This window comes from Mucilaginibacter sp. P4_A11 (assembly GCF_056402535.1).
Genome location: NZ_JBFUHE010000002.1, coordinates 546,179 through 571,649, shown reverse-complemented (window position 1 = coordinate 571,649; position 25,471 = coordinate 546,179). Strand labels below are relative to the sequence as shown.

The following is a 25,471-nucleotide window of genomic DNA, read 5'->3' as shown; positions in this document are numbered from 1 at the left end:
TATTTAAGATTTCTTTCCTTCTTTTAATCCCTGAACTTCCTGTTGCAGTACGTTAACTTGTCCTTCGAGGACTTTCAATCTGATCTCGTTGATCCTGCTCTGGGTATCCTGAGATGAGCGAATATCTTTAATATCTCCCTTCAGTTGGAAGTAACCGGTCATTACAGAAACCACAATACTTATGGTGCTGGCTATGGTCACTATCATATTCTTAATGGTAATGCCCCTGATCTCTCTGTGTTCAAATGTTGTCATGGTGTAGATTGTTAGTGATTGGTTGGGAAAAGCACAGGGGATGCGTTTTTATTCCGTTGCGATAGGAGGGGTGTATATTACTTCTGACTTCTATAGCGTGGTTTGTTTGATTATAAATAAGTCGTTTTACTATATACTTATATCAAACTTCTTACTTTCAAAATAATAAACTATTTAATTTACCAGTTCGCAAATAAGTTTTCTCCAATGAAAATACCCGATATCTGTAAGATGGGTGCCGTCAAAAGTTAAATCGCTATCAATTTTATTGCCTCGTAAAAATGATGGATATAAATTGATAAATGTTACACTTTTTTGCATGCAAATTTTTTGGGCTTCAGCGTTGTATGAAATAATTTTAACATTTAACGAATCCATATTTGTAGGCAACACTGACTGCACGAAAATCTCTGTTTTAGGGGACTGCTTTTTGATTATATCAATCATGCTTGCAAGATGTGCTTGCACGGTATCTGAACTAATATTATATTTAAAATCATTCACGCCGAACTCTAAAAATACTTTTTTGGGCTTTCGATAAATCAGTCTGTTTATTACTTGAATCCCGTTTTTCGATATACTACCTGCAAATCCCATGTTTTTTACGTGAACATTATTAAACTCCTTTTGCACGGGAAAACCCTCGGTTATGCTTGTTCCTAAAAATAAAACTTCTGCTGCATCTGGTTTTAATTTTAGATATTCATCCCAACGGTCTACTTTAGCCTGAAAAAGGGTTTCGTGACTATAATAAAATCTTTTACCAATAAAAAACAAAACGAATAAGGCATTGAGCGACAAAGAAGCTATCAATAGAGCTCTTTTGAACTTATTATTAAACATTAGCAGTGTGTTATTTCCCACGAATTTATAACTTTTTATTAGGTTAGGGTAACTTCTTTAAACGTTCCCGTTCCGGCATAAGAGCCGCGCGTAAACTGTCTTACCGGCGCGCTTGTACTTGTAAGTGTTTGCTGAAATACACCATTGTTCTTAAATGTAACCAGACTCCCATTTACAGGCCATCCATCAGAAGAATTTACATAATCAACCTGCATTCCTTCTGGCCAATATGTATAAGCCGAAGTGGAAGGAATAGAACCGAACGATGTACCAATAAAGGCGACCTGCGTTTTCAATGGCTCTAACGTATACCATGGCTGCCAACCTGAAGGTCCCCAACCAATCCTTATGTATAACTTAGTCTCCAGCGATCCAAATGCTGTTAATTCTTGTCTATACATACCAGTCGACATTTTATGGGTCGTTAAAAAGCCGTTTATAGGCCAACCATCGCTGATAACTACATATTCATAAGTTAACCCAAGATCATATGTAGCAAGTAAGGTAGAAGCTAATCTACCTGATTGGCTTTTGTCAACAATATCGTTCCTACGATAATACTGCGGAAATAGGACATCGTATGTTTTACAAGCTATCAGTATTTTTAGCGATTTTCCAGGATGAATCAATTCGTTAGGCCTGCCCACATCGTAAGGGTTAAAATAGTCCTGCCCGTTTCTTGAATCCTGCCACAAAGCGTATAAGTCCATATAGCAACATGCATACTTCCTTGCAAGTAGGCGCAAGCCTTTATTATACTCCTCGTTAAAAATTTCGCCTTGGTGATTCTGATTATCATCTGTAGTGGTATTCATAGAACACAAGATAATCGCAAGCTTGTCTTTTGTGAAACTTGAATTTCCACGAATGGTACTCAACCCTGTATCCATCCGATCAAGCAACTGTTTTGGGGTAGAACCATTGGTATCATTAATACCCCATCTTAAAACATATACGTGTGGGTTTAATGCTAAATCTGCTGTTAAATACGTTGACAGCCACGCGCTTGAACTTTGACCTCCAATTCCTTTATTTACAAAGGTTAAATTTGTAATATAGTCGCGAGCAGCTAAACGCGCACATACTTGATCTATAGCCGTATCTGATCCCTCATCTGTACCCCCAGTAGTACTATCGCCTGAAAAAACAATTTTCAATGCTGTAGGTGATGTTGCTGTTAGGTTGGCATATAATTTTTTGTGAAATGAACTCAAATACTCAGTTCCAAATATATGCTGGCAATCATCCGCATAACTGTTTAGTTGCTGTTTTATAGCGTTGCCGTTAGGGCTATTTCTTAAAATACGAACATTACCCAGAATTTTAGTACCATATTTATTTATCGGAATTGAGGATACAAAAAAGTCTCCGCTATCTTCAATACTTGCTTCAGCCGCTAAAGCCGCATTCACAGCCGCCGTATCATCCGTCAACCCATCACCAACAGCACCATAATCAACCCTGAAAGATTTAATTTGACCAGAAGGTTCCGATGAACCACCACCACCGCCTCCTGAAGGTGCATTGATCCAATGTAAATCACCGTCGGAGCTACTGTTTTTTGCTAAGATCTGTCCGCTTGCCCCACCGGCAGGAATCTTAAACAAACCAGTAATTTGTGCTTGCAATTTACCCAGCGCTTGTAAAACGGTGTCAGTTGCAGATACCGCAGCGGCAGTTCCAAAGCTAATGCCGGTGAGTATTGCGTTTAACACCCGCGACAAGGTGAAATATTTATTTGTAGTACCTTCAGGTACAGCATCGGTTGTGCCAGGCGATGCAACAATCTGAATATATGCCGATCCGCTCCACCGGTATTCGTTGTTGGTGTCGGTAGTTATATAAATTTTTCCGTTTTCGCCGGTTACAGGCAGTGATGCATAATTTGTAACCTCCAGTACATCATCAACATAGCTGGGGAGCTGTGCTGATGCAATTTTACCATTGCTATCCAGGCCAGCGTAACCGTTTGGAGTGTTTTTATTGTCGGTTTCTTCAAATTGTACGCCCGAAACTATCAGGGAGATTCCGGTGCCCCAAACACCCGCACTTTTAGGGCCAAATAAATAGTATGACGCGGTGTTAATATAAAAGTCTCCATCGGTACCGAGACTGTTGGCCGGGTTGGTTGTGCCGTTTAATATGGATTTGCCGTTAGTGCCATTGGTGCCGTTTGTTCCGGTTGTACCTTGTGGTCCCTGTGGGCCTGTTTGCATGGAAAATACCTGGCCCCATGCGCCTCCGGTCTTTTTGTAAAAGATTCCGCTTACGGTATTTATAAAAGTATCTCCATTGTTGCCGGTTGCTGTTGCCGGGGTGGAAGTGCCGTACAATACAGTAGTATCGGTGCTGCCTCCTGCAGCAATAGTGTAAACAATTGTCCATACACCTGCTATTTTTTGGGCAAAGTAGCCTGCGGCAGTATTGATAAATACATCCCCATTTTTACCGGTTGTATTTTGCGGCAGCACCGGGCCAAAGGTCAAGTTAGCTCCTGCGTTAAGCCCTGAATTAATAAATTGGAGCAGCGTCGCAAAATCAAACTGGTAATCGGCATTATTACTGACCAGAATTGATCGGTCGGAGGCATTTATAGTTTCTGTTATCGGTAACTCGCTTATTTTTTTATCGTTTGCCATCAGTTTAAAAAATCGGTTATTGGTAAATTGTAATTGTTAATTGTGCCCGGATAATTGAAATCCGTTTTGTCGATACCCCTAATCCGCGGACCGGATTGACGGCTGCTTTTATTGTTTTCATTATAGCGCCAAAGCGGAAAGTCTTGGTGGTTATCTCTTAAAAACTTTTCTATATCATTGGCATAAGCATTAGCTACACTGCGTTGTTGCTGTACCAGTTTCACTATCTCGGGCGATGAAAGCGCATCGCCATTATCGTGGCGTTTAATTACCGGTCCGGTTGCTGTGTAGTGTACCGCGTCGTTTTCGATAAAGCGGGCAGAAGTGAAATAAACCAGAGCGGGGGCAAGGCCTTCATACAAAACGATACGACCATACTCGTCAAGGTATTCGCTGCCGTTTAAAAGATCTTTATAGGCATGCGGCGCATCGTCCTTTACAGTGCCGTCGTCATTGCAATAGGTTATTAATTGGTAATATAGGGCATAACCTAAAAATGGTTTCAGGTCCAGTTCCTGGGCTTTTTTTATGAATACTTTGAGGCGTTCGGGTTTAATATTTACGTTGATATCCTCGTATTGCTGAAATATAGTTTGATTGATTAAATAGATCATAGCATTGCCTCCTACATCCCTGTTGTGGGGAGATGAAATGTTTGTTTATGATTGTGTTTATTGATATTAGGGGAGCCTCAAGTTGGAAGCCTGAAGTTTTAAGTTGTTTTTTTGATATACTTGGAACTTACAACTAAAGACTCGTGACTTAATCAAGGGCACATAGCTTCGGCTTCGGTTTGTTTGAAGCCATAGGCATATACCAAAGCAGCTATTTTGCTTTTTTGAGGAATGGCTGATTGCAGGAGCTCATTGATAGCGTTTCCAGCCTTAATGCCCGGGTTGTCATCGGCTGCTATCGCAGTTACCGGTACAATGTTCCAGTTGTTACCATGATTTATATCCCTGTAAAAACGACTAAAAATCTCGGCCAATGTTTCGGACAGATCAAGTCTGTCGGAGGCAGTATTGTCATTAAATTCGAGGATAGCCTGTTTCTTTTCACTACCGTTGCTTAGTCCCGATACTTTTTCAGCATTGATGAGTTCTTTCGGCACAGAAAAGCCTTTAATGATGCGGGCCTCTACGGATCGCTCAGTAGTTTCAAACAGTTTGTCGTTATTTTGAATAGGGTAGGCCTTGAACTCTGGCTTAGAGTTTTCGTCTTCATATTCAATAACAATGATTTTTTGTGCACTTTTCGCTCCCTGGAATGCACCGAGGTCTTTTTCGAGTTGTGATGGTATATTGATACCCGCATATTCATCAGCATCGGGCCGGGTATTTTCGGCTTCTTCGCGGCGCGACTGCATAAAAAGCATCGTTGACGGCAGAAAGCCGGTGGTTACTTCACGGTTGTTGAAAATTTTGATCCCGGCTTCGGTTTCAAAATCCTCCCACACCGAATCCGCTTCAATTAGCGGGTAATCATCAACTTCGGGGTTAAAATAAAACAACTGGCCTTTATAATTTTCCCATCCACCGGCAACGCGTACCTGCTCGCTAATTGCTTCCGGTTCGGGATCATACCTGTCTAAAAAAGTGACCCTGCTGCGCATGATGTTTTTCCAGGTTTTGCGGCCCCAGTCGGAGTATAATGCGTATTTGTCGGCCGTTTCCGGGCTGTCGGAATCGCCCATGCGGATGTCCTCGAATTTTACATAGCTTACTGATGTTACCCTGAAGCTGGCATTGTAATTTACATGAATACCGAAGCCGGTGAATAGCGCTTTGTCGGTGGCCAAAGCTTTTAATAATTTAGCAATGGTTAAACCTTTGGAGTTGATCACCTGTTTGCCCAATTCTTTTTGCTCAAACCCATTACCGGCTATGAATTTGGTGCGTTTGTTCCAACAATCTTTTGCTGTTGGGGATCCGGCTACCAACTCCAGCATGCGCTGAGGGTAAGCATTGTCCAGGTCGTAGTTGAGGATGCCGTAAGTTTGATTTGGCCTTACCAGTATTCGCCGTTCAATTTGCGGGAGGTAGGTTTTCATATTGGACCTCCTTTATCTGAGATTTCATCTTTTGATAATTTGCCCTTATTATCGACCTGCACTGTAGTTTCCTCTTCAGGGGGCCGGGGAGCAAATAATGCTGCTATATGTGGGTATCGTTGTAAATACCATTCCGCTTCTTCGTCGCTCAGGTTTTCATTACTATGGATGGCTGCCGAACCGGGTGCAAATTGATGAAGGCCTGGTTTAAGAATGTACTTTTTTTTCAATGTGTCATTAGGCATTTGGTCATTAATTTTAGGTTATAAAAAGAATTTTAAGGGTCATTAGCCATTATAAAATGACTAATGACCTCATGACACAATGGATTATGCTGCAACCAATGCCTCAATAGCCGCTATGGTGCTGGCATATGTGGCGGTACCGGTTCCTGGAGCAATAGACACTGCACGTGGTGGATAAGGCTCTTTCATTTTATCTGGGTTGGTGAGCTTTAATTTGTAACCGCCATCAAGCGATTCATCAGCAGCATTACGTTCGGCATCGGTAAGGATCAAGCCATTTACGGCACCAAAAAGCTCTATTGCCGAATCGCTTGAGTTATAGTTATTAACTGTGATGGCACGTACCCGGCCATATCCCATAGCCATAAGCTGTGCCTTAACCTCAACAGATAAACCGGCGATATTGAAATCGATCTCTTCGGTATAACGAGGGCCTACCTGGGTTTTGGTCAGTTTAGATGTTGTATTGAAGCTGTTGTTTGTTCCCTCAAATTTGTAAACCTTCGCGTTGCTCACGGCAGTCAGGCCTTTAACAATAAGCGGGTTGGTAGTATCATAAGTGAGCACAATATCATCTGCATTAAAAATGTAGATCACATCCTCAATACCCGAGGTGATCGGCTCATCTGTACCCAGGCTGAAACCGGCGTTTATTTTATTATAAATTGACATGGAATTTAGTTAGTGAATTAGTGAATGACTGAATTAGTGAGTTATTGAATTGGCAGGTTATTGAATCAGGAATTATTGAATGTTGATTGTAATTATTGATGTTCTATGGAATCAATTCACTAATTCAATAACTCACTAATTCAATAATTGATCTTACGCCGACAGGTAAAACAACTCGTTAGCAAATTTGAAGTTCACGGCTGCTTTCATGCGGGCCTTCATACGTACCACGTTGTCGTTAGTATACGGCTTCAGGTATACGGTTGATAGCTCGGAGGCATCACCCAAAAGATCAACGCCAAGGAATAGGTTTGACGACCGTGCACCTAAAATGGTATTGGCCTGCCAGTGGTTCATGATCTGAAGCGGAATACCTAAGTAATCCATTTTTTTCATATCCGTAAAGGCATTGATAACGTTGAGTGCTTTGTTAGCCTGTGCCTGGGCATAAGCGTAACCTACATGCAAAGGGATTTGTAAGTTAAAATCATCCTGGATCCTGTCGGCAGGATCAAGTTGGGCGTAAACGCTGCCCAGTACCTGTAGAACATTGCTTACGTTAATGTAGTTTACAGTTGCGGCGGTAGCTGTACCGCTAAAAGTTGCAGGTTTACGGCTGTTAACCTCGTTGTAATTGCGCACCAGTTTAAATGAAGTTGCGCTGGCAATCTGGATAAAATATGATTGGCCCTGAATGGCGATACCAGGCGCACCATTGGTGGTATCCTTGCTGGTACCGGTTATACCTGTAATGGTAACAACGTCGCCGTCGGCAAGGGTTGAGGTATCGGCTACGGTTACAATACCGTTTGCATCAATTGCTGTTGCTGCCAATGACGTAGCAGGTTTGCTTAAACCTACTTTATAAACTCCGGATGCCGCTGCAATAGAAGGAAGTAAACCAGGGAAATCGGCGGTAAAGGCTGCCTCTTTAGTGGCAGTTTTACCAAGCCAGTACAAACGCTCGTTAGCAATCTGGATCTTGGTTAAATAACGCTGTACCATAAAATCTGAAAGGTCGACCACGCCTTCGTAATCCATAAAGGCGCCGGGTTTTAAGGCCTGGGCTTCCCAGCTTTGGGCAAGTTTATCCCACTGCTCCTGTTTCATAAACTCGTAAACTACCGGGTCGAGATAGCTTTCGGTTTGGTGAGCGGTTGTACCCTGATCGGTAAAGATGCCCGAAGGGTTTTGTAATACAACGTCATCGTCAACATCAAGAATTACCTTGCGGGCTTTTACGTCGTTAATCACTGTGAGCAGGCCACGTTTTACCGAATCGGCTTCGAGTAATGTGCTTGCCATAAATCCTGCCAGCGCTTCGCCGGCGTAGGTGTTGTTTGTAAATGTAAATTGAGCCATAAAGTTTAGCCCCCCGGCCCCCTAAAGGGAGAGCTTTTTAAACGGTTTTACTTATAGGGATAGTAAGGATGGGTTAATTAGATGCGATAAGGTTTCGGTTATATGTTGATTGGTTTAGGAAGCGATAGCTTTTTTAACGGCGTTCTTAGCAATCTCGCTTTGTGGTGCGAAGAACGGAGCAGGCTCGGTATGCGCTTTATTGCTGCGTTTTGAACCTTCGGGGGTAAAGGTTGATTTGATCTCGTTTTTTACCTCGGTGCGTGTTTTTTGCAGGCGATTGTTCGCTTCTTCGAGTGCGGCTCGGACTTCAGTTAGTAAGGCATTTTGCGCATGTAAACGGGCTTTTAGCTGTTGCATCCGGTTTTGGACATCGGCAGGTTTTTTAGCTGATTTAAATTTGCTCTCAGGAAGATCGTCGTCGTCATCTTCTGCTTCGGGTGTTTTTTCAGGATCGGCAGGTGTTACGCTTTGGATCTTTCCTTGTTTAATATCCAGTTGTTTGCCATCGGCACAGGTATAAGTATCACTTACTGCCGGCGAGGTCATGTCTTCGTCCTGGTAAACTTCGGCACCTTCTTCAATTTGCCCGCTGTGATGCAGCGTGCCTTTATCGGTGATGGTTTGCTTGTTTACCACTTTTTTAAAAAAGTTCATGATCTTGTCTAATACCGATGTGGTTTTCTCGATAAGTTCTTTGTTTTCGATATTCATGCTGTTGTTATTTTTTATGTTTAAGATTTTGTTAATGCATCGCTGGTAAACCGCGGGGGCTGTGCTGGTGTAATTTTTAATGAGGGCGCTGTTGGTGATCTCTGTACTGTAATCCTCAACCTGGTCAATAAAACCCAGGTCAAGGGCCTGATCGGCGGTCATCCAGGTAACGGAGTTGATCAAACTGTTTACCGTAACCCCGTCTAAGCCTGATTTATCTATGTAGATCTGCGCCAGGCGCTCCTGCACTACATTTAACATCTGCACATCTTTCAAGAGTTCATCGGCATTGCCGCCGGTGCTAACCATAGGTTTGTGGATCATGAGTAATGCATATTTACTCATTACTACCTGCCGGCCACCCATTGCAACAACTGACGCTGCCGAGGCGGCCAGCGCATCGATATAGGTAGTAACTTTACCGGGATATTTTTTAAGGAGATCATAAATGGCAATGGCATCAAACGCGCTGCCGCCTACCGAACTGATGTGTACTTCAACATCGCTGCCGGCTGCAGCCGCAAGCTGGGTTTGTATGTAAGCCGATGATAAGTTGCCTGAACCAATGCAGTCGGTTTCAGTGTCATATAAATAAATTTTGTAGCTCATATTGGATTGTTATTTTGTCCGAAAGTCGGGAAGTCAGATAGTCCGAAAGGGGGACTGGGCTTATTATTTTGCCTGGAATAACAGACTGTTTTTTGATGTTTACAATGCCGGTTGGCATAAATCAAAGGTCGTGGTTATTGTTTATTTTAACGGTGACAGTGTTTTGTCAGTGGTTGCTTGAACCGGAATTTGTTGAATTATTTGAATGGGTTGGATTTGCTTTGGCTCGTTCTAATCTTCAGTAATTTTTTAGTTCCGGTGAATTGACATAACAAATGTCGGCACAAATTTCCTTTAATCTGGTGACAGTGTTTTGTCAGTGGAAGCGTTTTAAGCCGCTTTTTCAGAAAAACAATTGAGCGCGCGCCAGATAGTGCGTTCATCTTTATTGAATTTGATTTCGGCTTCAAGTACAGCTTGATTTTTAGAAATGTCGCGTGTTTGCTGCTGTGCGTTTACCCATAAATAAATTTCACGGTACACAAACACTTTGGTAGTGATGAAGCCAGCCTTATACATGGCCGAGAAAATGCCTTCATCAAACAGGGCGTTGGCGATTTGAATATCCATAGAGGTTAGAGGTTAGAGGTTAGTGTGATAAATGGCATAATTTTGTTAAAGATTTACACGGTTAATGGTTTGAGCTAATATATTTTGCTGGTTGTTGATATCCTTAACATCAACATAAACAGGAGGGAAGTTATTGATCATTTGATAGGCAAGCGTATTAGCCAGATCTTTTACATCATTAACAGGTTGATTATAATACCGGTTGGCATTGCCTCCATCTGTAAATATACCGCCTATTGCATAACCGCGACCTGGATTGGGTATTGAGAAATCGCGACCTCCGTGTGCCACATTAATAGCACTTACCAGGTTGCGGGCCCATGGGTTGCGCATCGCCTCTGATACTACAATGGCTTCACCCGAGCGAAGGTAGGCGTTTGTATTGTCCGTGCGGCTGTAGCCTGATAATAGCGCACCGCGACCGTCAGATTGATAGTGCAGACCGCCTTTAGCATATTGTGGTGGTTTTTGGGATACGATAGTGGCAACCTGTATGGCCGTAGAAGCAATTATGCCGGGTATTACAAATGGTGCCAATATGCCGGTTTGTGAAGTAGCCTTGGTTACTGCCAATGCTCCATTGATTACGGCCTGTAATATTGATGCCTTTTGTTCAGCTTTAAAAGCTTTTACTTTTTCGACAGCTTCCTTTTTTTGATATTTATCTTCAATAGCCTGGCGCTGTGTGTTGGTCAGATTTTTATTGCCTAACTCGGCCGCCTTATCCTTTTCGAGGCCTTTTATTTTGGCATCGCTTTGGGTTTTGATATTGTTTTGGATAATAGAAAATGCCTTATCTGATACCTGTTGTGCGCTTTGCAGTGCAAATTCTGTACGTTGTTGCTCGTATTGTTGTGTTAACTGGGTAATATCTTTTTGCTTTTGATCTTCCAGCGCCTTGATCTTCTCAGCATTACCGGCTACAAGGTTTATCTCGTAAGAGTATTTATCGTCGATCAATTTTTTTTCTGCATTTAACTTTTCGCCAGGTAGCAAGGCTTTACCAACCTTTTTTTCATCTTTCGCTATCGTATCCTCGTGCTGACGGCTGTCTATCATCGCCTGCATTTGCTTTTGAGCTTCTGTGAAATCATTCTTATTGAAAAACTGGATCTTATCGCCAATACCAAGATGGAATTTCTGCTGAAGTTGCTCGCTTTTTTTGTTGTAATCTTCCTGGCTGATCAGTTTTTTATCCAGTTGTTTATTCAGTAACGCGAGCTCAGTATCATAATTTTGTTTATCAAGTTCAATTTGTTTTGCAAAATTAATTGCTTTGGCTTGAAGAATTTCGGAAGAACGGGTTTGTTCAATTGTCGGTTTTTCTACCTTCTTATGAGGGATAATGGGGCCGCTGTTATTTGTTTTATCCGAACCGCTTTCATCTAACTTCTTGTTGGTTAAAATTAATTTCTGCCTCGCTTCAATTTCTTGGTATAATTTTTCATTCTGATTGTTTAATAGTTTCGAATCCGTTGATAGATCATAAATTATTTTATCGCTGGTGTCGAGATCTTTCGTGGCGAGTTGTAAACTCTGGGCTAATCCCTTGATCGTGGCGCCTTCGTCGTGAGCAGGATGTTTTAATGCATATTCATAGCGACCATCGATTACCACTTTATTTTTGAGAAGATTGAGATTGTTCTTTCGCTCTTTTGCAATCTTTTCATTATTGTCCAGCACCCTGCTCGCATTTACAGAGATTTTACTTTTCGCTTCTTCCGCATAGGCAGTAGCATAAATTTGATCTTTTAATTTCCCGTAGGCTGTTGCCGCATCTCCCGCTATAATGGCTTCATCTTTCATGCTTTTAAATGTTCCGGGCCATTGATCTTTTAATGCTGCTATTGCTTTCTTTTTTTCATTTGCCTGTACCAACTGGCTTTGTGTAGCGCGATACAGGGCAGTAAGATTTGTAATTTCGTTTTGGGCTGCCTGGTCGGCCTTTAACTTAGTTTGTACAAGTGATTCAGCAATGATTGTGTTATCTTTCATTGCTTTACCTAAGGCCGATAGTGTAGTTTGTCCCTTGATCATGTCGGCTACCCAGTCGATAATTACATCACTGTAACTGGCAAGCAAAGTGATTCCAACTGAGATGAGAGAGTTCCACGATAAAAATGAAGATGCTAACTCTTTTATAATATTTTTAGGCTTTTGCCCTGATGCGGCAAGTTCCTTATTTTGTTCATTTAGCTTTTGCATGGCATCTACCACTTCCGGCAGTTTTTCGCCAATGGCTTTAATGCCTTCTTTTAGGCCATCCGAAAACTCGGGTAATTTGCTGTTTACACCGATTACAGCTTTTTTTAATTCATTTAAAGCATCAGTGTATTTTTTTGCCTTCTCAATATCGTCATTGCTAAGGTAGAGCTTGTAGTTATAATCAGTCATGTTTTTTATGTTTTAAATGCTGTTTGGCATAGTTTAGCCTTTGGATTTTTCCATCAGTAGAATGATTACATCGTTTATTAAAATTCATTTAATTCTTTATCGGCACATTTAGTCCAATTTAAATAAAAATTATTATCCGCAAATACGTAGTTTGGCGGTAAGGGGGCTGGTGTTGACGCAGTTTTGTTAACTACTTTCCAATTGGGGTTTATCGAGTAAATACGCCAGATTCCTTCTTTGCCCTTATCGTTAGATGGAAATATTTTATAGTCGATATAAGTGCCGATATACGATGACTTGTATTTACTTAAACTATCATTTACAATTGCATTCCCCGAAGAGATGAATTTAAAATCAGCTGAAGTTGTCGATTTGATCAAGCGCATTAATGGCAGCTTAAGCGATGTTACTCCGCTCACAAAATATTTATATGCGTAAACCTTTTCACCCCTACTAAAGTGATTAACCTTGTAATTATAATAATAAACCATTATAAGTCTTCGGTTTGTAAAGCCCAAAAACGCGATGAATATTAAAATAACTGTAATAGCAAGTATGATATATTTCTTTTTATTTGACATGGAGATTTGTTTAAGTAAGAAAGATTCGATCTTGGGTAATTTTTTATTTGCTGAAAATAGGAGATTCTTTACCTGTAACCTCGATAGCCCATAAGTAAAGCGGGCCGTCTTCAAATTCATATCCCGCCGGCGGATTACTCTTAAAGTCTATCTTTATTAATGCTTTCTTGTTTGTTGTAATTGAAAAGAAAAGCATAGGAGTGTATTCGTTATCTATATTTTCCGTGCTTTGAATTTCGTATCCGGTGTAGTTACCTATAAAAGCTGTTTTGTATTTAAGTAAACTATCAGTACTTATTACCCAGCCACACCTCGCCATAAAAGGTCCCCCGTTCAAATTACCGTTTACAGGGTTCACTTTTCTAAATAGGATTATATGAGATGAACTGACGAGTGAAGGCTCAATAGCGTAAAGTTTGTCATTAATTTTAAAATGATTGCTCTCAAGGTTATAATAATAGAGATGCAAAAAACTTTTATTACACCAAAATGCGATTACGAGAATTAAGATAATTGAAAAGCCGCTCACTAACCATATTAATCTTTTCTTGTTTTTTTTCTTGTTCTGTTGCTGGCTTTCCGGTTTTAACATGATAATTTAGGATTTGCTAATTTTATTGGTAAATATAAGCGGCGGTTTCCATAAAAAAAATATTGGGGCCAAATATTTTTTAACATTTTAATATTACAATAATTTATTGAAGAATTGTTTTTAACCGCCTTAAGGTGATTATCCCAATTTTACCAATTCAACTTTTGTGGGCTGCCCCTTACGCCAGCTGTCAATTTTGTTAATATAGTAATAGCAACTATCCTGCTCAAGATAAACAGGAATGAGTAAATCAAGCTCAAGGATATCGCGCGGGGTTAGTAAAAAATAACGCACCACTTTTTTGGTTTGTGTTAGTATCTTTTCCAGTTGGGGATAATAGTTTGTTTTTAAGCCGGCCTGTATACCAGTTTTACCCGGCATATCTTTGAAGCAAAGATTATAGTTGCCATCGGGTTTATAAAAGTAGGGTACTGATATGATGTCGTTAACTGTAACGTCATTAGCAGCATCGCCGTCAGTAAACTTTATGCTGGTATTATCGCCGTAATAGCGAGGGTCGATCTTTTGATCAACCAGGATCCGTGGCGATGTGCTAATGCTGAAACTCTCATCATCGCTGGTGGTGTCGGCTTTTTTTATCTGCGCAATGGTGCCGCCAATGTATGGGCGGTTAAATGTTGGAGCAAACTGGCTTTCAAATAGATCGGCAATAGCTGGTAAGGTTTTATCTGGCACGGTGATCTGTGCATTGGCGAAGTCTTTTGGTGTAATATTATCATCCTCTTTGTATTTCATATAGTTTGTTTGCGCATAGCCCCCTAATTGAAATGAGATGGTTTTGCCCTGGTCAATACACTTGCATGTCCAATTTTTTGCGACAGGAATATTGGCAACGATATCTGCAAAGGAGTTAAAAGATATTGTTTTGGTACTGTTGTCTGTTTGGCAAACAATACCAAAACGTTGCAATGTATCTTTAAGCAGATCTTTTTGACTTATATCCGGGAAAATACGTTCGCACTGAATTTCCTGGCCGTAAAGTACCGGTTTTTGATCGGCAACGAACTGAAATTTTGCACCTTTTTTAATGATCACCCGGGTATTGTAACGGTGCAGGTGAAATGATACAAACAACGATTCTCCTTTTACCAAGTCAAAATCATGTGTTATTTTGATGTTCTTAAATTCCTCAAAACGATCGCGTGCGCCAGGCGGAGTTGATTTCTGGTCAAAATTTAATCTAACCGTTTCTCGTGGGTTTGACACACCATTAACATCACGATAATAGATAAAAAGCTCAAAATAGCCATCGTTGCCGGTACCTGCTATGCCCGCCATGGTCATGTCAAATATTACACTGGCGGTACCGTGAATGGTTTGTGTGGCATGGTATTCCTGAAAGCCAATTGGCATAGTGATATCAGTAGGGTCATCTGCATTCAGACCTAAGGGATCACCATCTAATACTATATCTGACGTTGATGTATATGATAAGGAGGTCGACTGGCCCAAGCCGTCGACGGCGTTTTGCAGATTGGTGCCGTGCTCAAAACTATCGTTAGCAAACTGGCAAATAAGCAATGGATATAATGGATTGTTAAGCAGGGATCCTTTAGCTTTATATCCTGCCGATTTTACCATCAGATCGATAGCTGTTTTAATAAAAAAACCAGGGCGCTGGTTGCGTACATTTATAGGTTCGGTGAAATCAACCTCACCAATAAAACCATAATCAACCACCGGCCAGATCCAGCCGCTGGTATTAGTTTGCGACGTAACCACATTTTGAACATTCCATTTATGATCATATGGTTGCCAAAGCAAGGTTTTGCCAAAATTACTCCACTGACTCGTGCTATCGCCCATGTCGTATATCTTACCGTCAATGGCATCAAAAAAATCAACGTTGCCGCTTAGTATGGTTATGTTGGCCATATCCTGCTCGATGTTGTTGAGTACAGCCAGTCCGTAGGGAACGATCTCGAGACCATCCTGTATAATTTTTGCCTGATAGTTATCATAAGGAAGGGCTGAGGTAAAAGCTATGTCATCCGGGAAGCCCAGTATTTGTCGGTTGCGCTGTGTTAGCGGAAGCTTAAACTGATTGCTGGTATTTCCCTGTTGATTTTTAACCTCGGCCAGGTTATTAATCTGAAAAGTGAGCGCGATGGGGTTATCATCGGTCAGGTCAACCAGTTGGTCATTAATATAAAGTTGTATTTGATTCATGAGATTAGTGAGTGTTATTTCCTGAGCATTGCTTAAAATAATTGGGTTATTATCAGTAATTTAATTAAGTTTATCTATCGCTTCTGATCCTGACCAGTTAATCTAAAACAACCTTCAATGCATGTAAAGCTTTTTTTGATAATTGCCATGTTTGCATGTGTGCTGGTGTCATGCAAAAAAGATGATAAGGCTGCAGGCCCTGCGGTTACTATTGTGGGTAAATGGTACCTGAAAAAATACCGTACCCGCAGCTATAAAAACAAGGTGTTGTTGAGGGATACCGGCCGTAAAGATTACTCTGTTACTGATTTTGAAGTTTTTAGTAATGATGGCTCCGGCTATACCTCAAATCTGACCTCTTCCGGTGAAACTGCGCTTATTAAATATCAATACACTTTGAACGATAAAGTATTAACGATAAGTAGAACAACACCGGCATTTTACGAGGGTACTTATACCGTTAATACGCTTACTGAAAACACGCTTGAAGTAACTTATGAAAGCAGTACAACTGTTAATGGGGATCATTACTACGGCATTGATAACATTAGTTTTGCGAAAGATTGAGCTGTTATTGAGTTTGAATATTTATTGATGGCATATTGAATGTCAGGCTGAATGGAGCCTGCCCGTTGCGGGTTTCATATTCGCTATAGGTAGCTGTGTTTATAACTATGGTTTGCCACCTGATAGGGTTTTTATTGATCAGCATCTGTACCTTGGGCGAATATTTTATTGATTGTAGGCCGCGGATGTCATTTACAGACAGGTCTTCGGCCATAACCTTCATCTTTTGTCCTGCGCTTTTGCTGATCACTTCTTCAATTCCTTCCTGGGTTTGCCAGTTTTGTACAAAGTTTTTGATGATCACAGCGTTCTGAACATCAAGGCTTATTTCCTGATTAAAAACAAAACGAAAGTACTGCCAGGAACCGCTAAGCCCGATCCATCTCAGGTATATGGAGTTATCGTCAACAGCATCATCAATCCTAATAGTTTGTGCCCTGGTTAGTGAATGTGTGCCATTTTCGTCATCATACTTGATCTGGATATTAAAATAATAAGCTTCGGGCGGGAAATTGGCATTAACCACAAACCGGTGCAGGCCAACCGGGCCAGCTAACGGTATTATAAATGATGTTTGATTGCCAATGCTAAACTTGCTGCCGTCTTCATTCAGGATCCATGAATTGTCTTCGTTTTGCAGATAATCAGGTTCAGAACCTCCCGGTAATACATTCCGGTTAATATCCAGCAGGGTAAGCATACAATAGGGCTGGAGGTTTGTCATCTCATCGGTATAAATAAAACCAATGTCGAACGGATATCCGGCGGAGTATGCCGGCTCTTTAAAATCTGTTATCCATTGTGCGGGCGTATTAACGTTTGGCACATAAGCCGCTAAGTTGCCACCATATTTATCTCCAAGCTGTTTGGCCGCATAAACAACATAGTATGGATGTTGAATTTGACTGAAGCTGGTTGTAAATCCTTTAGCCGATCCATCGTCATAATGTTGTGCGTACTCAATTGTATAACTGGTGCAAAGGTTGGTGTCATAATAATTAACCTGATTATAGTCGCTGCCGTCGGCAGGGCGTAACAGACTCTGTAAAAAATTTGACAGGTCTGCCTTAATTAATCCTGCATTATCAGGCCTATTTACTGATTTTATGGTTGATTGTACACCGGTGAGCGGATCTGTATAAGTAATTCGTGTATGCAGCTCATAATACGGGTACATACTGTTTATATTAATGAACCCGGTATTGTCATTATTTGTAAAAGGAGTATTTATTACTATGCTATTAGTGCCAATTACCTTTTCAACGATATAAACACCTTTATACGAAGCTGTATTTACATAAACCTTGTCGCCTTCCTTCACCTTCGGCAGACCTGTATTGGGATCATTGAAATTGGTATTAACGCTGATGTTAGCGTGCCCTTGTCCGCTATCGGCTGTTATACTTTTAATTGTGAAATCTTTTCTTTGATAGGTGAAAACAATAGGATTGAACGCCGCGTTCCATCTCGAAATATAACCGTCAGGAAGGGTTACCGAGGGATCGCCGGTTAACAGGTTGGTGGACGTTGAAATGCTTATCTCAGCCGTATCTGTACAGCCTAATGGGTTGCTGTCTTTTACCAGCACATGTTTTAGTCCACCGTTCAGGTTTGTAAAAACAGGCGAGGTTTGCCAGCTTACACCCATATCCATACTATATTGTATTAATGCAAAACTTGAACTTGCATTAACTGTAAGCTGAGCGTCGGCTGCCCCTGGTGCAGATTCGATCTTGTTGATATCTATGTAATTTATCTTCAGATCACAGACAGATGGATTAGTGGACGGATTATCTCCGGGTTTCACGGAAATTATGCTGAATGATACATAGTTGCTCCGGATCATATCACCCTGCGGGCTGTATTCATAATCTCTGATCACCCCTGAATACAACGGGAATGACTGCCCGGCTACAATAACAGTGAAGTTGCCTGTATAGCCATTTTCGTTACGCTGATAGGTTACTTCGCAATTATTACCATTGGTGGGTTGCCGGGTATTGGTATCAATAATGCTGATGAACACATCGCCCTGGTCAATCTGCCCTCCGTTTTGATCGGGGTAGGTTGTTGAGCTGATGGTTTCATTAATTGTGGCTGTTATGCTCATTTTTTTTAATTAGAATGTGGGAGTTAAAAAATATCAAAATACATGGCCGATAGCGTTATGGTTAACCCGACTCCGGTGGTATTAACATCAAACTTGTTATAAACCGGTGCGCATTTGGCTTTTTGTCCCGCTTTAACCCTGAAATACCTGCCTTCGCCTTCGCGGTATTTTGAAGCTTTAACTACAAATTGGTTAGCCAATTGCAGCGCTTGCGAGATATAGGTTTCGTTTTCGGTGGTAAACTGTCCAAAATCTGTTTTGAACAAAAATTCCATGTAGATGGTAAATGTATTGTCAACAGAGCCGTTAACTTGCGGACTTACCTCAATAGGCTGAAACGGGTAAAGAAATACGCAGGGGAAAGTGACATCATCTGCAAGGGTATTCAGTTCGGACTGGGTACCGTAAGCGAATGCCGGACTGCCGTTGAGTGTTTGTACAATAGCTTCTATTTGGTTACGCATAATAATTAAAGCCCCTATCCCTGGTTGGGGTGATTTGGTGTTTAATAGCCTTGCAGGGATAAGGCGCTTCAGATTGTAGTTTGAGATAGCTCGCTATATCGTTTTTGATATTCGGCTTCAGTTTTGTTGAGTAGTAGTTTAGTAAGAATCCGCTCATATGGCATACTCATGATCAGGTGCCATTTGGTAATATCACCGCCTGCCAGTGAATTTACTGTATTGATGTATTTAAATTTTTCGAACGATTGGATGCCCGCTCTTTTTTCAAGTGCGGTAGGAGCCGATGCCAAAAGCTTGTTTTCACTGTCGATAAGCTGGGATAAAAGGTAAAAAAATGCTTTGAGATGGGCAGTGCCTCCGTTACCCGTAGTTTTTTTACTTCGTTAATAAAGCTTTCCACTTCGTATTCGTTGTATTTTTTGCCTGTCGCCCGGCAATAAAAGTATTGCGCCAACACCTGGCAGCAGGCGTTTAATGAAGGGTTAAAATGTTCCTGCCAATCATCTTCGCCATGTGTTTTTATATGGGTAGTTATTTCTTCGGCTATGATATCGCGGGCGGCCATAAATGCACCGGCTGGTTCAACCGAAAGGTTTTGCATCACCTTTACTTTTGTTTTTTTGAGTGATGTCCCATCGGCCTCAGGTATAATGAAAATTACTTCTTTGGGGATTTCATTACTGTTGTACAGATATTTGATCTGGTAGGATAATGAAAGCACTACATCACCAAACTGGTGCAGATCATCATAGTTTTTAATGTTCTGAAGCTCAGTAACCGGTATGCCCGAAAGGATGCTGATAGCCTCGATATCTGTTATATCCGGCTTAGCCTGTAAGTCCATCATTTGGCCAAGGGTTACTTCATTTAACTGTGTTGGCATCTGGATCTGCAGTTTGCCTTCGGTGGTTTTTAATATTCGTTCTGTCATAGCTATAAAGCCTGTATAGGTTTCGTGAATAATTATCGATGTTAGATAAGCCCGTGTAATGCGCTTATTTGCTGATTGCCTGGCTGGTGCGGAAGGCGTGACTGAAGTTTTCCGGCATTATGTATTTTTAATTTATTGAGGGCGATATACCTTAACGGATCTATTAAGTGGTTCCATGAATCAACCGGCTCATTAATGGTTTTGCCTGTTGCATCTGCACGCCATTTGTAACGGTTAAGCTCATTGCGCAGGTTTACGCTGTTGCGGGTTACATTTATTTTGTACCGTTTAAGAATATCGATAGAATTTTTAACACTATCTGCGCCTTTTTTTGCGGGGGTAATGCGCCAGCCCAAACGCTTTAACTCTTCTATTGATTTCGGCTCGGCGCTATCTGCAATAACTTCGTTTTTGAGACTTACCCCCGTGTCTTTTAGCTTTGCGGATATATCCGTGTTGGTTAAACCTGTTTCATAAAATAATTCATTAGCCCACAGCTCGCCGTTTTGCTGGTACAGTTCAATACACCCGGTTTCGTCGTTGGTAAAACCAAAATCGAGGCCCAGAGCTATCAAACGCGCATCGGCCGGGATAGATTCACAGATATACCAGTTATCAAATATGAGGCCTGTTATTTTGCCGGTTAAGCCACGGGCATATACCTTCCATAATTCAATATCAACAGCTTTTAGCGCTTCAATTTTATCTCTTACTTCCGAAGTTAAAAACGGGTTGTGCCTATGATCGGATACGATAAGTTGCACCCCTGGTTTCCCAATTAAGTGCTCATGTACCCAGAAACCTGTATTGGGGTTGTAATCAATAAAAATACGTTTTTTAGTGCGAAGGGCGAGTTCTGTATACACATCCCATGTCAGGCCGTTGGCTTCATTTATAAAAAGATAATCGCGCTTGCCGGATTTCGCATCCTGGCTGTTGTCATAACTTTTAAACTCGATTATACTACCGTTCAGAAATTCGAAAATGCGGTCGCTTTTATTGTAGTTTTTAATTTTTGCCTGTAATACCGGCGATGAGTTGAATATATTCAATGCATCGCGCATTGCACCCGCTTTAAGGTTGGGAATATCCTGCCCAACTATGGTTATTACTTGCTTTGGACTTTCGCCTGCAATACAAAACAGCGCCTGCTCAATGGCAAATGTTTTACCGCTGCTGGTACCTCCCTGGTTAATTACTATATGCGCGGTTGACTGATAATTTTGTTTGAACAGGATAGAACACTGAAAGCCTTCAGGCTCCTTTGATGTAATATCGGGGCTTGTTTCTTCATTGGTCATTGTTATTAATTGTTAATCCGGTAGCCCAAGTGTACATGGGGCACCTCTGTTATAGTTGTACATCTTTTTCGCTGTCGGCAGGGGGAGGACCCGAGTTGAAGAGCTTTACATTTAATATGTTACCGGCTTCGGTGTTGGTTGGTGATGGCTCGTATTTCTCGTTCCATCCCATATTTTTTAATGCGAACATCGCCCCGGTTGTGTTTTGATGCAAATGAGCTTCATAGCAGGCTTCTACACGTAAAATCCCTTGTTTAACAACAGGTGCAAACCTGCCGTTCTGTATATAGTTGTTAAACTCCTGCCGGCTGTTAAAGCCAAGGGCAAGGGCCAGCCCTGATAGGGTTGCCGGTTCTGGTTCCCGGTCCCAAATTTTGTGTTCAATAGTTTCTGCATTGTCTTTACTGTTTTTAATCGGTTTTTGTTCAAGGTGATATTTGCCCTGTATGCGGGCGAAATACTTGTCAATGAGCCGCTCAACCTGGGCGGCGTCATTAAAGGAAGATATATCAGGTTTCATTATGTTTTGAATGCCGAATGGCATAAAAGAATAATCAAATGTCGGAAATGTTTTTTACAATTACTAATTTTATTGGCAATATTTTAATTAAAGTTGAATAAATGGGCAGGAGAGGCATGAAGAAGAATAAAATGTAAATATTTTCTTTTTTAATAGAAAATATTTACATTTGTGTATGAGTAAAGCAATTAAACGCAGTACAGCTATTGAAGCCAGGCAGGGGCAGGCTGCATCACAACCATACGTATTTACTGATGCTCCATTGCAAGCCTTTAATGATCTGCTGGTGCCTTATGAAACCTATTTTAAATCGCCTTTGGCTAAGTTGGGGGCTATCAAACAGGGCCTGCGTTCAAACTCTATCACTGATTTATTAAAGGTAACCGGGGCCACTCAAAGTGATATTGCTAAATGGTTGCACATAACCGAGCCTACTCTGCGCAAGCATTTGCAAAGTGCGCATGAGTTAAACCAGGGGCTTAGTGAGCATATTATTCAGCTATTTGAACTTTTTGATAAAGGCCTTGATACCTTCGGTGCCCTTGATCAGTTTAAAGGTTGGTTAAAGCAATATAATCCGGGTATTGATGCCATTCCTTATGATCTGCTTGATACCATAACAGGCATCAGCATTGTGATAAGCCAGCTTATCCGCATTGATTACGGCGTGCTTGCATAATAGCTTTTTTTGCGCAATTTGTTTTGTGATAACTAAATAGTTTTTTAATCTATCTCATCTGTCTTTTGAACGTTTACCGGATAAGTCAAACCAAATATGCCCATGATCGTAAGGGCTCAGGAATAGACGGGCGCTGGAACTCATTAGGTCAATACATGATCTACACCGGCGGTTCATTAGCGCTTTCATGTCTTGAAAAACTGGTACATTCGCCCGGTACAGCCTTATACGCTGGCGACTTTTCAGTTATTATATTTCGAATACCGGATAATCTGCCTGTTTTCGAAATTACTTTAAATAAGCTTCAAAAGCTTAATTCCGACTGGCACAAGGTAATCAACTATCCGGTTACTCAATTACTTGGTGATACCTGGCTTCGTAAAATGGAAACTGCTGTTTTGAAAGTGCCATCGGCAATTATCGATCTCGAATATAATTACCTGTTTAATCCTACCCATCCCGATTACAACAAAATAGCTATTAGCAGTGTAAGCAAGTTTGCTTTTGATCCAAGGCTTAAAGCCCAATAAAACCTGATTCAAACAAATAACTTAAATAATTATTTTATAATTGCAGGGTTAACCTTTACGTTTCCTGCATCGAATAATTATAATGGGTATTAATAAAACAGGCATTTTAATTTTTGCAGGCTTACTCCTAAGTATCAGCGTACACGGCCAGGATAAAAGATACATACCGATAGGGCACACTAAATATAAAGATACAGTACTGGTTACACACCCCGATACTACGTTTGAAAAAGACATTTTTGATGTTATCGGATCTGTTTTTGGCAAAAGTAAGAAACCTGGTAAGGTTGATTCTGTAACTTCAAAACCGGTAATATCAATTATCCCGGCCATTGGGTATACCTTGCAAACGGGGCTGGCAGGTACTATATCCGGCAATGTGATCTTTAGGTTGGCACCTGATACCAGGATCTCCACCATAACAGTAAACCCTGCCTATACTCAAAATAAGCAGGTGATCATTCCTATACAATCAAATATCTGGTCAAAAAATAACAAGTATGATTTTATTGGTGATTTCAGGTTTTACAAATATCCCCAAAGCAGTTTTGGCTTAGGCAGTAATTCTGACAGAGCGAATGAAAACCCATTGGTTTATAGTTTTTTTCGCTTTCATGAAACCGTTTTGCGCAATATAGCCGGTAATTTTTATGCCGGCTTGGGCTATATTTTTGACGACAGGTGGAATATGTACGAGAAGGGCCAGTTGAATGGAAAAGTATCAGACTATGAAAGGTACGGCCCCGTTAGCAGGGCTATATCAACGGGGATAACCTTTAGCGGGTTGTATGACAGCCGTGATAATCCCATCAATGCATCACGCGGATTTTATACTTCGTTACAATACAGGGATAATTATACATTTTTAGGCAGTACAACTGCCTGGCGTTCATTGATTGTTGATGTTCGCAAATATTTCAGGTTTCCCGAAAACTCAAATAACGTATTGGCTTTTTGGTCGTACGATTGGCTGGTACTTAATGGCCGGCCGGCATACCTTGACCTACCTGCAACCGGACACGACCCCAGCTTTACCACCGGACGCGGATATATACAGGGCAGGTTTAGGGGCGCGCAAATGGTTTACCTGGAAAGTGAATACCGTTTTGCAATAACCCGTAATGGTTTGCTTGGAGGCGTAGCTTTTGTAAATGGCGAATCATTTTCGGCAGCGCCGGGTACAGCTTTACAAACCATGCAGCCCGGTTTTGGTGCAGGTTTAAGGGTTAAATTAAACAAAGTGTCTAAAACCAATATTGCTATTGATTATGGCTTCGGGCGCGAAGGGTCAAGAGGCTTGTTTATTAATGTGGGCGAAGTGTTTTAATGCTTGTGTATTGATTTGATTGACAGTATATTGTCAGTGATCCGTATTTTAATTTTTACATTTTTTAGTCTTGAAAATACCCGAAAGCGGCCCGCCGGTAATTTGTTTTTGCATTTTTATTAAAAGTGCTTTATGTCGCGATAAACCGGTAACTTTAGCGTAGATATTGCTGTATATCATATAAAGGTTAAAAAAAGTTAAAAATTAATTTGTTTAACCATATTTAATGAGATTTGTAATTATTTATTGCTATGTTTATTCGCCAGTAAGCCTATGATCCGTACCAGTTTTACTAAGTGGTTTGTTTTACTAAGTTTATCCATTTCGGTGGCCTTAACCTCCTGTCAAAAAGATGAGGAAGTGAAGGATATAAACGCGGTTAAGACTTCTGCAAGTAAAGACAGCGTATCATCAGTAAACATCATCAATACTCCGGGCAATTTCCTTGCAGGAAAAGGTACTTTAAAAGTTACTATCGAAGATTCGACTTACACCTTTGATGCCAGCAAAGATTCGATAGCATTCATAAATGTACATAACGGCGACGATAAATATTTTGGTATCACTGCGATCAACAAAGCACATAACATGAGTTTTGGTATCAGCTCATTAGGGTTAGCTTCGGTAAAGACCAGCAATGATGTGGCCGGAAGTCAATTTTTATTTAAGGTTGATGAAAAAAAACCTTTACTCCAATATACGCTTACCAAATATGCAGGACAACAGGATTTTGGTAAGATAGATATGGATCAGTATAATCATGAAAATATGATTGCAAAAGGTACATTCTTTACCTTTTTAGCTAAAGATGATAAGTCCGACTCGCCTTTTTACCGTGTTGAGGGCAGCTTTGAGCTGCTGCTTAAATAAGTTCCTTTTCTATTTTCAAACGGAGTTCGGGAAAACTTTCATTCAGTAATATTAAGGTAAAAAAGCCATTACCTAATGATAATTAGTGGCTAAGGAGGCTGTAATGCGGCTCTTTTTTCGTACCTTTATGCAAATTTTAAAAACATTGATGAAAGTATTTATTGCAGGTCTTCCTTTAGAAGTAGATGAGGCCGAATTAACAGCTGTTTTTGGTGATTTTGGGCCGGTTAAATCGCTCAGGATTATTAAAGATCGCGAAACAAAAGAGAGTAAGGGTTTTGGTTTTGTGGAGATGGTTAACGAGGATGAAGCGAAAGAAGCGATACGTTGCATGAATGGAGCAAGTTATTATGGCCGCAGGATCACGGTTAACGTAGCCGAAGACAAAGGTCCTGGCTTTAACGGTGGTGGCCAAAAAGGTGGCTTCAGGCGTAATTAATACCAGATAAAACATTTATT

Annotated in this window: 25 protein-coding genes; 6 read left to right on the top strand and 19 right to left on the bottom strand. The window is 40.9% G+C overall.

The window, feature by feature from the left end; all coding sequences use genetic code 11:
- Window positions 1–3: 3 nt before the first annotated feature.
- The 14 genes from AC1DUD_RS06375 to AC1DUD_RS06310 all read right to left on the bottom strand — a co-directional run bounded on the left by AC1DUD_RS06375 (window position 4) and on the right by AC1DUD_RS06310 (window position 15,713).
- A complete protein-coding gene (locus AC1DUD_RS06375) occupies window positions 4–255 on the bottom strand; it encodes a hypothetical protein (RefSeq protein ID WP_477372739.1) in 252 nt (83 codons plus the stop codon).
- 174 nt (window positions 256–429) lie between these two features.
- Window positions 430–1,098: a GDSL-type esterase/lipase family protein gene (locus tag AC1DUD_RS06370; protein ID WP_477372737.1), complete on the bottom strand. Its 669-nt coding sequence runs from the start codon at window positions 1,096–1,098 to the stop codon at window positions 430–432.
- A 38-nt stretch (window positions 1,099–1,136) separates the two neighbouring features.
- The gene (locus AC1DUD_RS06365; protein WP_477372735.1) at window positions 1,137–3,737 is read right to left on the bottom strand and encodes an SGNH/GDSL hydrolase family protein; all 2,601 of its coding nucleotides are present in this window, start codon (window positions 3,735–3,737) and stop codon (window positions 1,137–1,139) included.
- Complete coding sequence (locus tag AC1DUD_RS06360) at window positions 3,737–4,351, bottom strand: DUF6712 family protein (protein ID WP_477372733.1); 615 nt, start codon at window positions 4,349–4,351, stop codon at window positions 3,737–3,739. The genes AC1DUD_RS06365 and AC1DUD_RS06360 overlap by 1 nt, the downstream gene beginning before the upstream one ends.
- 152 nt (window positions 4,352–4,503) lie before the next feature.
- Window positions 4,504–5,787: a hypothetical protein gene (locus AC1DUD_RS06355; protein ID WP_477372731.1), complete on the bottom strand. Its 1,284-nt coding sequence runs from the start codon at window positions 5,785–5,787 to the stop codon at window positions 4,504–4,506.
- Window positions 5,784–6,032 (bottom strand): hypothetical protein, encoded by a 249-nt coding sequence (locus AC1DUD_RS06350; protein WP_477372729.1) that lies wholly within the window; start codon window positions 6,030–6,032, stop codon window positions 5,784–5,786. The genes AC1DUD_RS06355 and AC1DUD_RS06350 overlap by 4 nt, the downstream gene beginning before the upstream one ends.
- Window positions 6,033–6,116: 84 nt before the next feature.
- Complete coding sequence (locus tag AC1DUD_RS06345) at window positions 6,117–6,704, bottom strand: hypothetical protein (RefSeq protein ID WP_477372727.1); 588 nt, start codon at window positions 6,702–6,704, stop codon at window positions 6,117–6,119.
- Window positions 6,705–6,857: 153 nt separating this feature from the next.
- On the bottom strand, window positions 6,858–8,066 hold the full coding sequence (locus AC1DUD_RS06340) for a hypothetical protein (protein ID WP_477372725.1): 1,209 nt from the start codon (window positions 8,064–8,066) through the stop codon (window positions 6,858–6,860).
- Between the two features lie 114 nt (window positions 8,067–8,180).
- A complete protein-coding gene (locus AC1DUD_RS06335; protein WP_477372723.1) occupies window positions 8,181–9,386 on the bottom strand; it encodes a head maturation protease, ClpP-related in 1,206 nt (401 codons plus the stop codon).
- A 330-nt stretch (window positions 9,387–9,716) separates the two neighbouring features.
- Window positions 9,717–9,956, bottom strand: a complete 240-nt coding sequence (locus AC1DUD_RS06330; protein WP_477372721.1) for a hypothetical protein — start codon at window positions 9,954–9,956, stop codon at window positions 9,717–9,719.
- A gap of 45 nt (window positions 9,957–10,001) precedes the next feature.
- Complete coding sequence (locus tag AC1DUD_RS06325; RefSeq protein WP_477372719.1) at window positions 10,002–12,350, bottom strand: hypothetical protein; 2,349 nt, start codon at window positions 12,348–12,350, stop codon at window positions 10,002–10,004.
- A 77-nt stretch (window positions 12,351–12,427) separates the two neighbouring features.
- Window positions 12,428–12,769: a hypothetical protein gene (locus AC1DUD_RS06320; protein ID WP_477372717.1), complete on the bottom strand. Its 342-nt coding sequence runs from the start codon at window positions 12,767–12,769 to the stop codon at window positions 12,428–12,430.
- A gap of 205 nt (window positions 12,770–12,974) precedes the next feature.
- Complete coding sequence (locus AC1DUD_RS06315) at window positions 12,975–13,523, bottom strand: hypothetical protein (RefSeq protein ID WP_477372715.1); 549 nt, start codon at window positions 13,521–13,523, stop codon at window positions 12,975–12,977.
- A 138-nt stretch (window positions 13,524–13,661) separates the two neighbouring features.
- A complete protein-coding gene (locus AC1DUD_RS06310) occupies window positions 13,662–15,713 on the bottom strand; it encodes a hypothetical protein (RefSeq protein ID WP_477372713.1) in 2,052 nt (683 codons plus the stop codon).
- Between the two features lie 117 nt (window positions 15,714–15,830).
- Between AC1DUD_RS06310 and AC1DUD_RS06305 the strand changes: the two genes are divergently transcribed.
- Complete coding sequence (locus tag AC1DUD_RS06305; RefSeq protein WP_477372711.1) at window positions 15,831–16,280, top strand: hypothetical protein; 450 nt, start codon at window positions 15,831–15,833, stop codon at window positions 16,278–16,280.
- A 4-nt stretch (window positions 16,281–16,284) separates the two neighbouring features.
- Here AC1DUD_RS06305 and AC1DUD_RS06300 read toward each other — a convergent pair whose 3' ends face one another.
- The 5 genes from AC1DUD_RS06300 to AC1DUD_RS06280 all read right to left on the bottom strand — a co-directional run bounded on the left by AC1DUD_RS06300 (window position 16,285) and on the right by AC1DUD_RS06280 (window position 21,606).
- Entirely contained in the window at window positions 16,285–18,390 is a 2,106-nt protein-coding gene (locus tag AC1DUD_RS06300) for a hypothetical protein (protein ID WP_477372709.1), read from the bottom strand.
- A 23-nt stretch (window positions 18,391–18,413) separates the two neighbouring features.
- Window positions 18,414–18,854, bottom strand: a complete 441-nt coding sequence (locus tag AC1DUD_RS06295) for a hypothetical protein (RefSeq protein ID WP_477372707.1) — start codon at window positions 18,852–18,854, stop codon at window positions 18,414–18,416.
- Between the two features lie 211 nt (window positions 18,855–19,065).
- Window positions 19,066–19,785 carry a hypothetical protein gene (locus AC1DUD_RS06290; RefSeq protein WP_477372705.1) on the bottom strand — a complete coding sequence of 240 codons (720 nt, stop codon included), beginning with the start codon at window positions 19,783–19,785 and terminating at the stop codon, window positions 19,066–19,068.
- Window positions 19,786–19,826: 41 nt separating this feature from the next.
- Window positions 19,827–21,086 (bottom strand): PBSX family phage terminase large subunit, encoded by a 1,260-nt coding sequence (locus AC1DUD_RS06285; RefSeq protein ID WP_477372703.1) that lies wholly within the window; start codon window positions 21,084–21,086, stop codon window positions 19,827–19,829.
- A 49-nt stretch (window positions 21,087–21,135) separates the two neighbouring features.
- Window positions 21,136–21,606, bottom strand: coding sequence for a terminase small subunit (locus tag AC1DUD_RS06280; protein ID WP_477372701.1), 471 nt, complete (start codon window positions 21,604–21,606; stop codon window positions 21,136–21,138).
- Between the two features lie 175 nt (window positions 21,607–21,781).
- Between AC1DUD_RS06280 and AC1DUD_RS06275 the strand changes: the two genes are divergently transcribed.
- The 5 genes from AC1DUD_RS06275 to AC1DUD_RS06255 all read left to right on the top strand — a co-directional run bounded on the left by AC1DUD_RS06275 (window position 21,782) and on the right by AC1DUD_RS06255 (window position 25,451).
- Window positions 21,782–22,285 (top strand): antitoxin Xre/MbcA/ParS toxin-binding domain-containing protein, encoded by a 504-nt coding sequence (locus AC1DUD_RS06275; RefSeq protein ID WP_477372699.1) that lies wholly within the window; start codon window positions 21,782–21,784, stop codon window positions 22,283–22,285.
- A 65-nt stretch (window positions 22,286–22,350) separates the two neighbouring features.
- Entirely contained in the window at window positions 22,351–22,815 is a 465-nt protein-coding gene (locus AC1DUD_RS06270) for an RES family NAD+ phosphorylase (RefSeq protein ID WP_477372697.1), read from the top strand.
- Between the two features lie 82 nt (window positions 22,816–22,897).
- Entirely contained in the window at window positions 22,898–24,142 is a 1,245-nt protein-coding gene (locus tag AC1DUD_RS06265) for a hypothetical protein (RefSeq protein WP_477372695.1), read from the top strand.
- Window positions 24,143–24,415: 273 nt separating this feature from the next.
- The gene (locus AC1DUD_RS06260; RefSeq protein WP_477372693.1) at window positions 24,416–25,012 is read left to right on the top strand and encodes a hypothetical protein; all 597 of its coding nucleotides are present in this window, start codon (window positions 24,416–24,418) and stop codon (window positions 25,010–25,012) included.
- Window positions 25,013–25,160: 148 nt separating this feature from the next.
- Window positions 25,161–25,451 (top strand): RNA recognition motif domain-containing protein, encoded by a 291-nt coding sequence (locus AC1DUD_RS06255; protein WP_090523751.1) that lies wholly within the window; start codon window positions 25,161–25,163, stop codon window positions 25,449–25,451.
- The last annotated feature ends 20 nt before the right edge of the window (window positions 25,452–25,471 follow it).

Excerpts from the sequence above, each read along its gene's own strand:
- AC1DUD_RS06335 (WP_477372723.1), bottom strand. The coding sequence starts at position 9,386 with ATGAGCTACAAAATTTATTTATATGACACTGAAACCGACTGCATTGGT.
- AC1DUD_RS06285 (WP_477372703.1), bottom strand. The coding sequence starts at position 21,086 with ATGACCAATGAAGAAACAAGCCCCGATATTACATCAAAGGAGCCTGAA.
- AC1DUD_RS06325 (WP_477372719.1), bottom strand. The coding sequence starts at position 12,350 with ATGACTGATTATAACTACAAGCTCTACCTTAGCAATGACGATATTGAG.
- AC1DUD_RS06340 (WP_477372725.1), bottom strand. The coding sequence starts at position 8,066 with ATGGCTCAATTTACATTTACAAACAACACCTACGCCGGCGAAGCGCTG.
- AC1DUD_RS06345 (WP_477372727.1), bottom strand. The coding sequence starts at position 6,704 with ATGTCAATTTATAATAAAATAAACGCCGGTTTCAGCCTGGGTACAGAT.
- AC1DUD_RS06355 (WP_477372731.1), bottom strand. The coding sequence starts at position 5,787 with ATGAAAACCTACCTCCCGCAAATTGAACGGCGAATACTGGTAAGGCCA.
- AC1DUD_RS06300 (WP_477372709.1), bottom strand. The coding sequence starts at position 18,390 with ATGAGCATAACAGCCACAATTAATGAAACCATCAGCTCAACAACCTAC.
- AC1DUD_RS06365 (WP_477372735.1), bottom strand. The coding sequence starts at position 3,737 with ATGGCAAACGATAAAAAAATAAGCGAGTTACCGATAACAGAAACTATA.
- AC1DUD_RS06370 (WP_477372737.1), bottom strand. The coding sequence starts at position 1,098 with ATGTTTAATAATAAGTTCAAAAGAGCTCTATTGATAGCTTCTTTGTCG.
- AC1DUD_RS06315 (WP_477372715.1), bottom strand. The coding sequence starts at position 13,523 with ATGTTAAAACCGGAAAGCCAGCAACAGAACAAGAAAAAAAACAAGAAA.
- AC1DUD_RS06255 (WP_090523751.1), top strand. The coding sequence starts at position 25,161 with ATGAAAGTATTTATTGCAGGTCTTCCTTTAGAAGTAGATGAGGCCGAA.
- AC1DUD_RS06260 (WP_477372693.1), top strand. The coding sequence starts at position 24,416 with ATGATCCGTACCAGTTTTACTAAGTGGTTTGTTTTACTAAGTTTATCC.
- AC1DUD_RS06350 (WP_477372729.1), bottom strand. The coding sequence starts at position 6,032 with ATGCCTAATGACACATTGAAAAAAAAGTACATTCTTAAACCAGGCCTT.
- AC1DUD_RS06330 (WP_477372721.1), bottom strand. The coding sequence starts at position 9,956 with ATGGATATTCAAATCGCCAACGCCCTGTTTGATGAAGGCATTTTCTCG.
- AC1DUD_RS06290 (WP_477372705.1), bottom strand. The coding sequence starts at position 19,785 with ATGACAGAACGAATATTAAAAACCACCGAAGGCAAACTGCAGATCCAG.
- AC1DUD_RS06275 (WP_477372699.1), top strand. The coding sequence starts at position 21,782 with ATGAGTAAAGCAATTAAACGCAGTACAGCTATTGAAGCCAGGCAGGGG.
- AC1DUD_RS06265 (WP_477372695.1), top strand. The coding sequence starts at position 22,898 with ATGGGTATTAATAAAACAGGCATTTTAATTTTTGCAGGCTTACTCCTA.
- AC1DUD_RS06375 (WP_477372739.1), bottom strand. The coding sequence starts at position 255 with ATGACAACATTTGAACACAGAGAGATCAGGGGCATTACCATTAAGAAT.
- AC1DUD_RS06310 (WP_477372713.1), bottom strand. The coding sequence starts at position 15,713 with ATGAATCAAATACAACTTTATATTAATGACCAACTGGTTGACCTGACC.
- AC1DUD_RS06280 (WP_477372701.1), bottom strand. The coding sequence starts at position 21,606 with ATGAAACCTGATATATCTTCCTTTAATGACGCCGCCCAGGTTGAGCGG.
- AC1DUD_RS06305 (WP_477372711.1), top strand. The coding sequence starts at position 15,831 with ATGCATGTAAAGCTTTTTTTGATAATTGCCATGTTTGCATGTGTGCTG.
- AC1DUD_RS06295 (WP_477372707.1), bottom strand. The coding sequence starts at position 18,854 with ATGCGTAACCAAATAGAAGCTATTGTACAAACACTCAACGGCAGTCCG.
- AC1DUD_RS06360 (WP_477372733.1), bottom strand. The coding sequence starts at position 4,351 with ATGATCTATTTAATCAATCAAACTATATTTCAGCAATACGAGGATATC.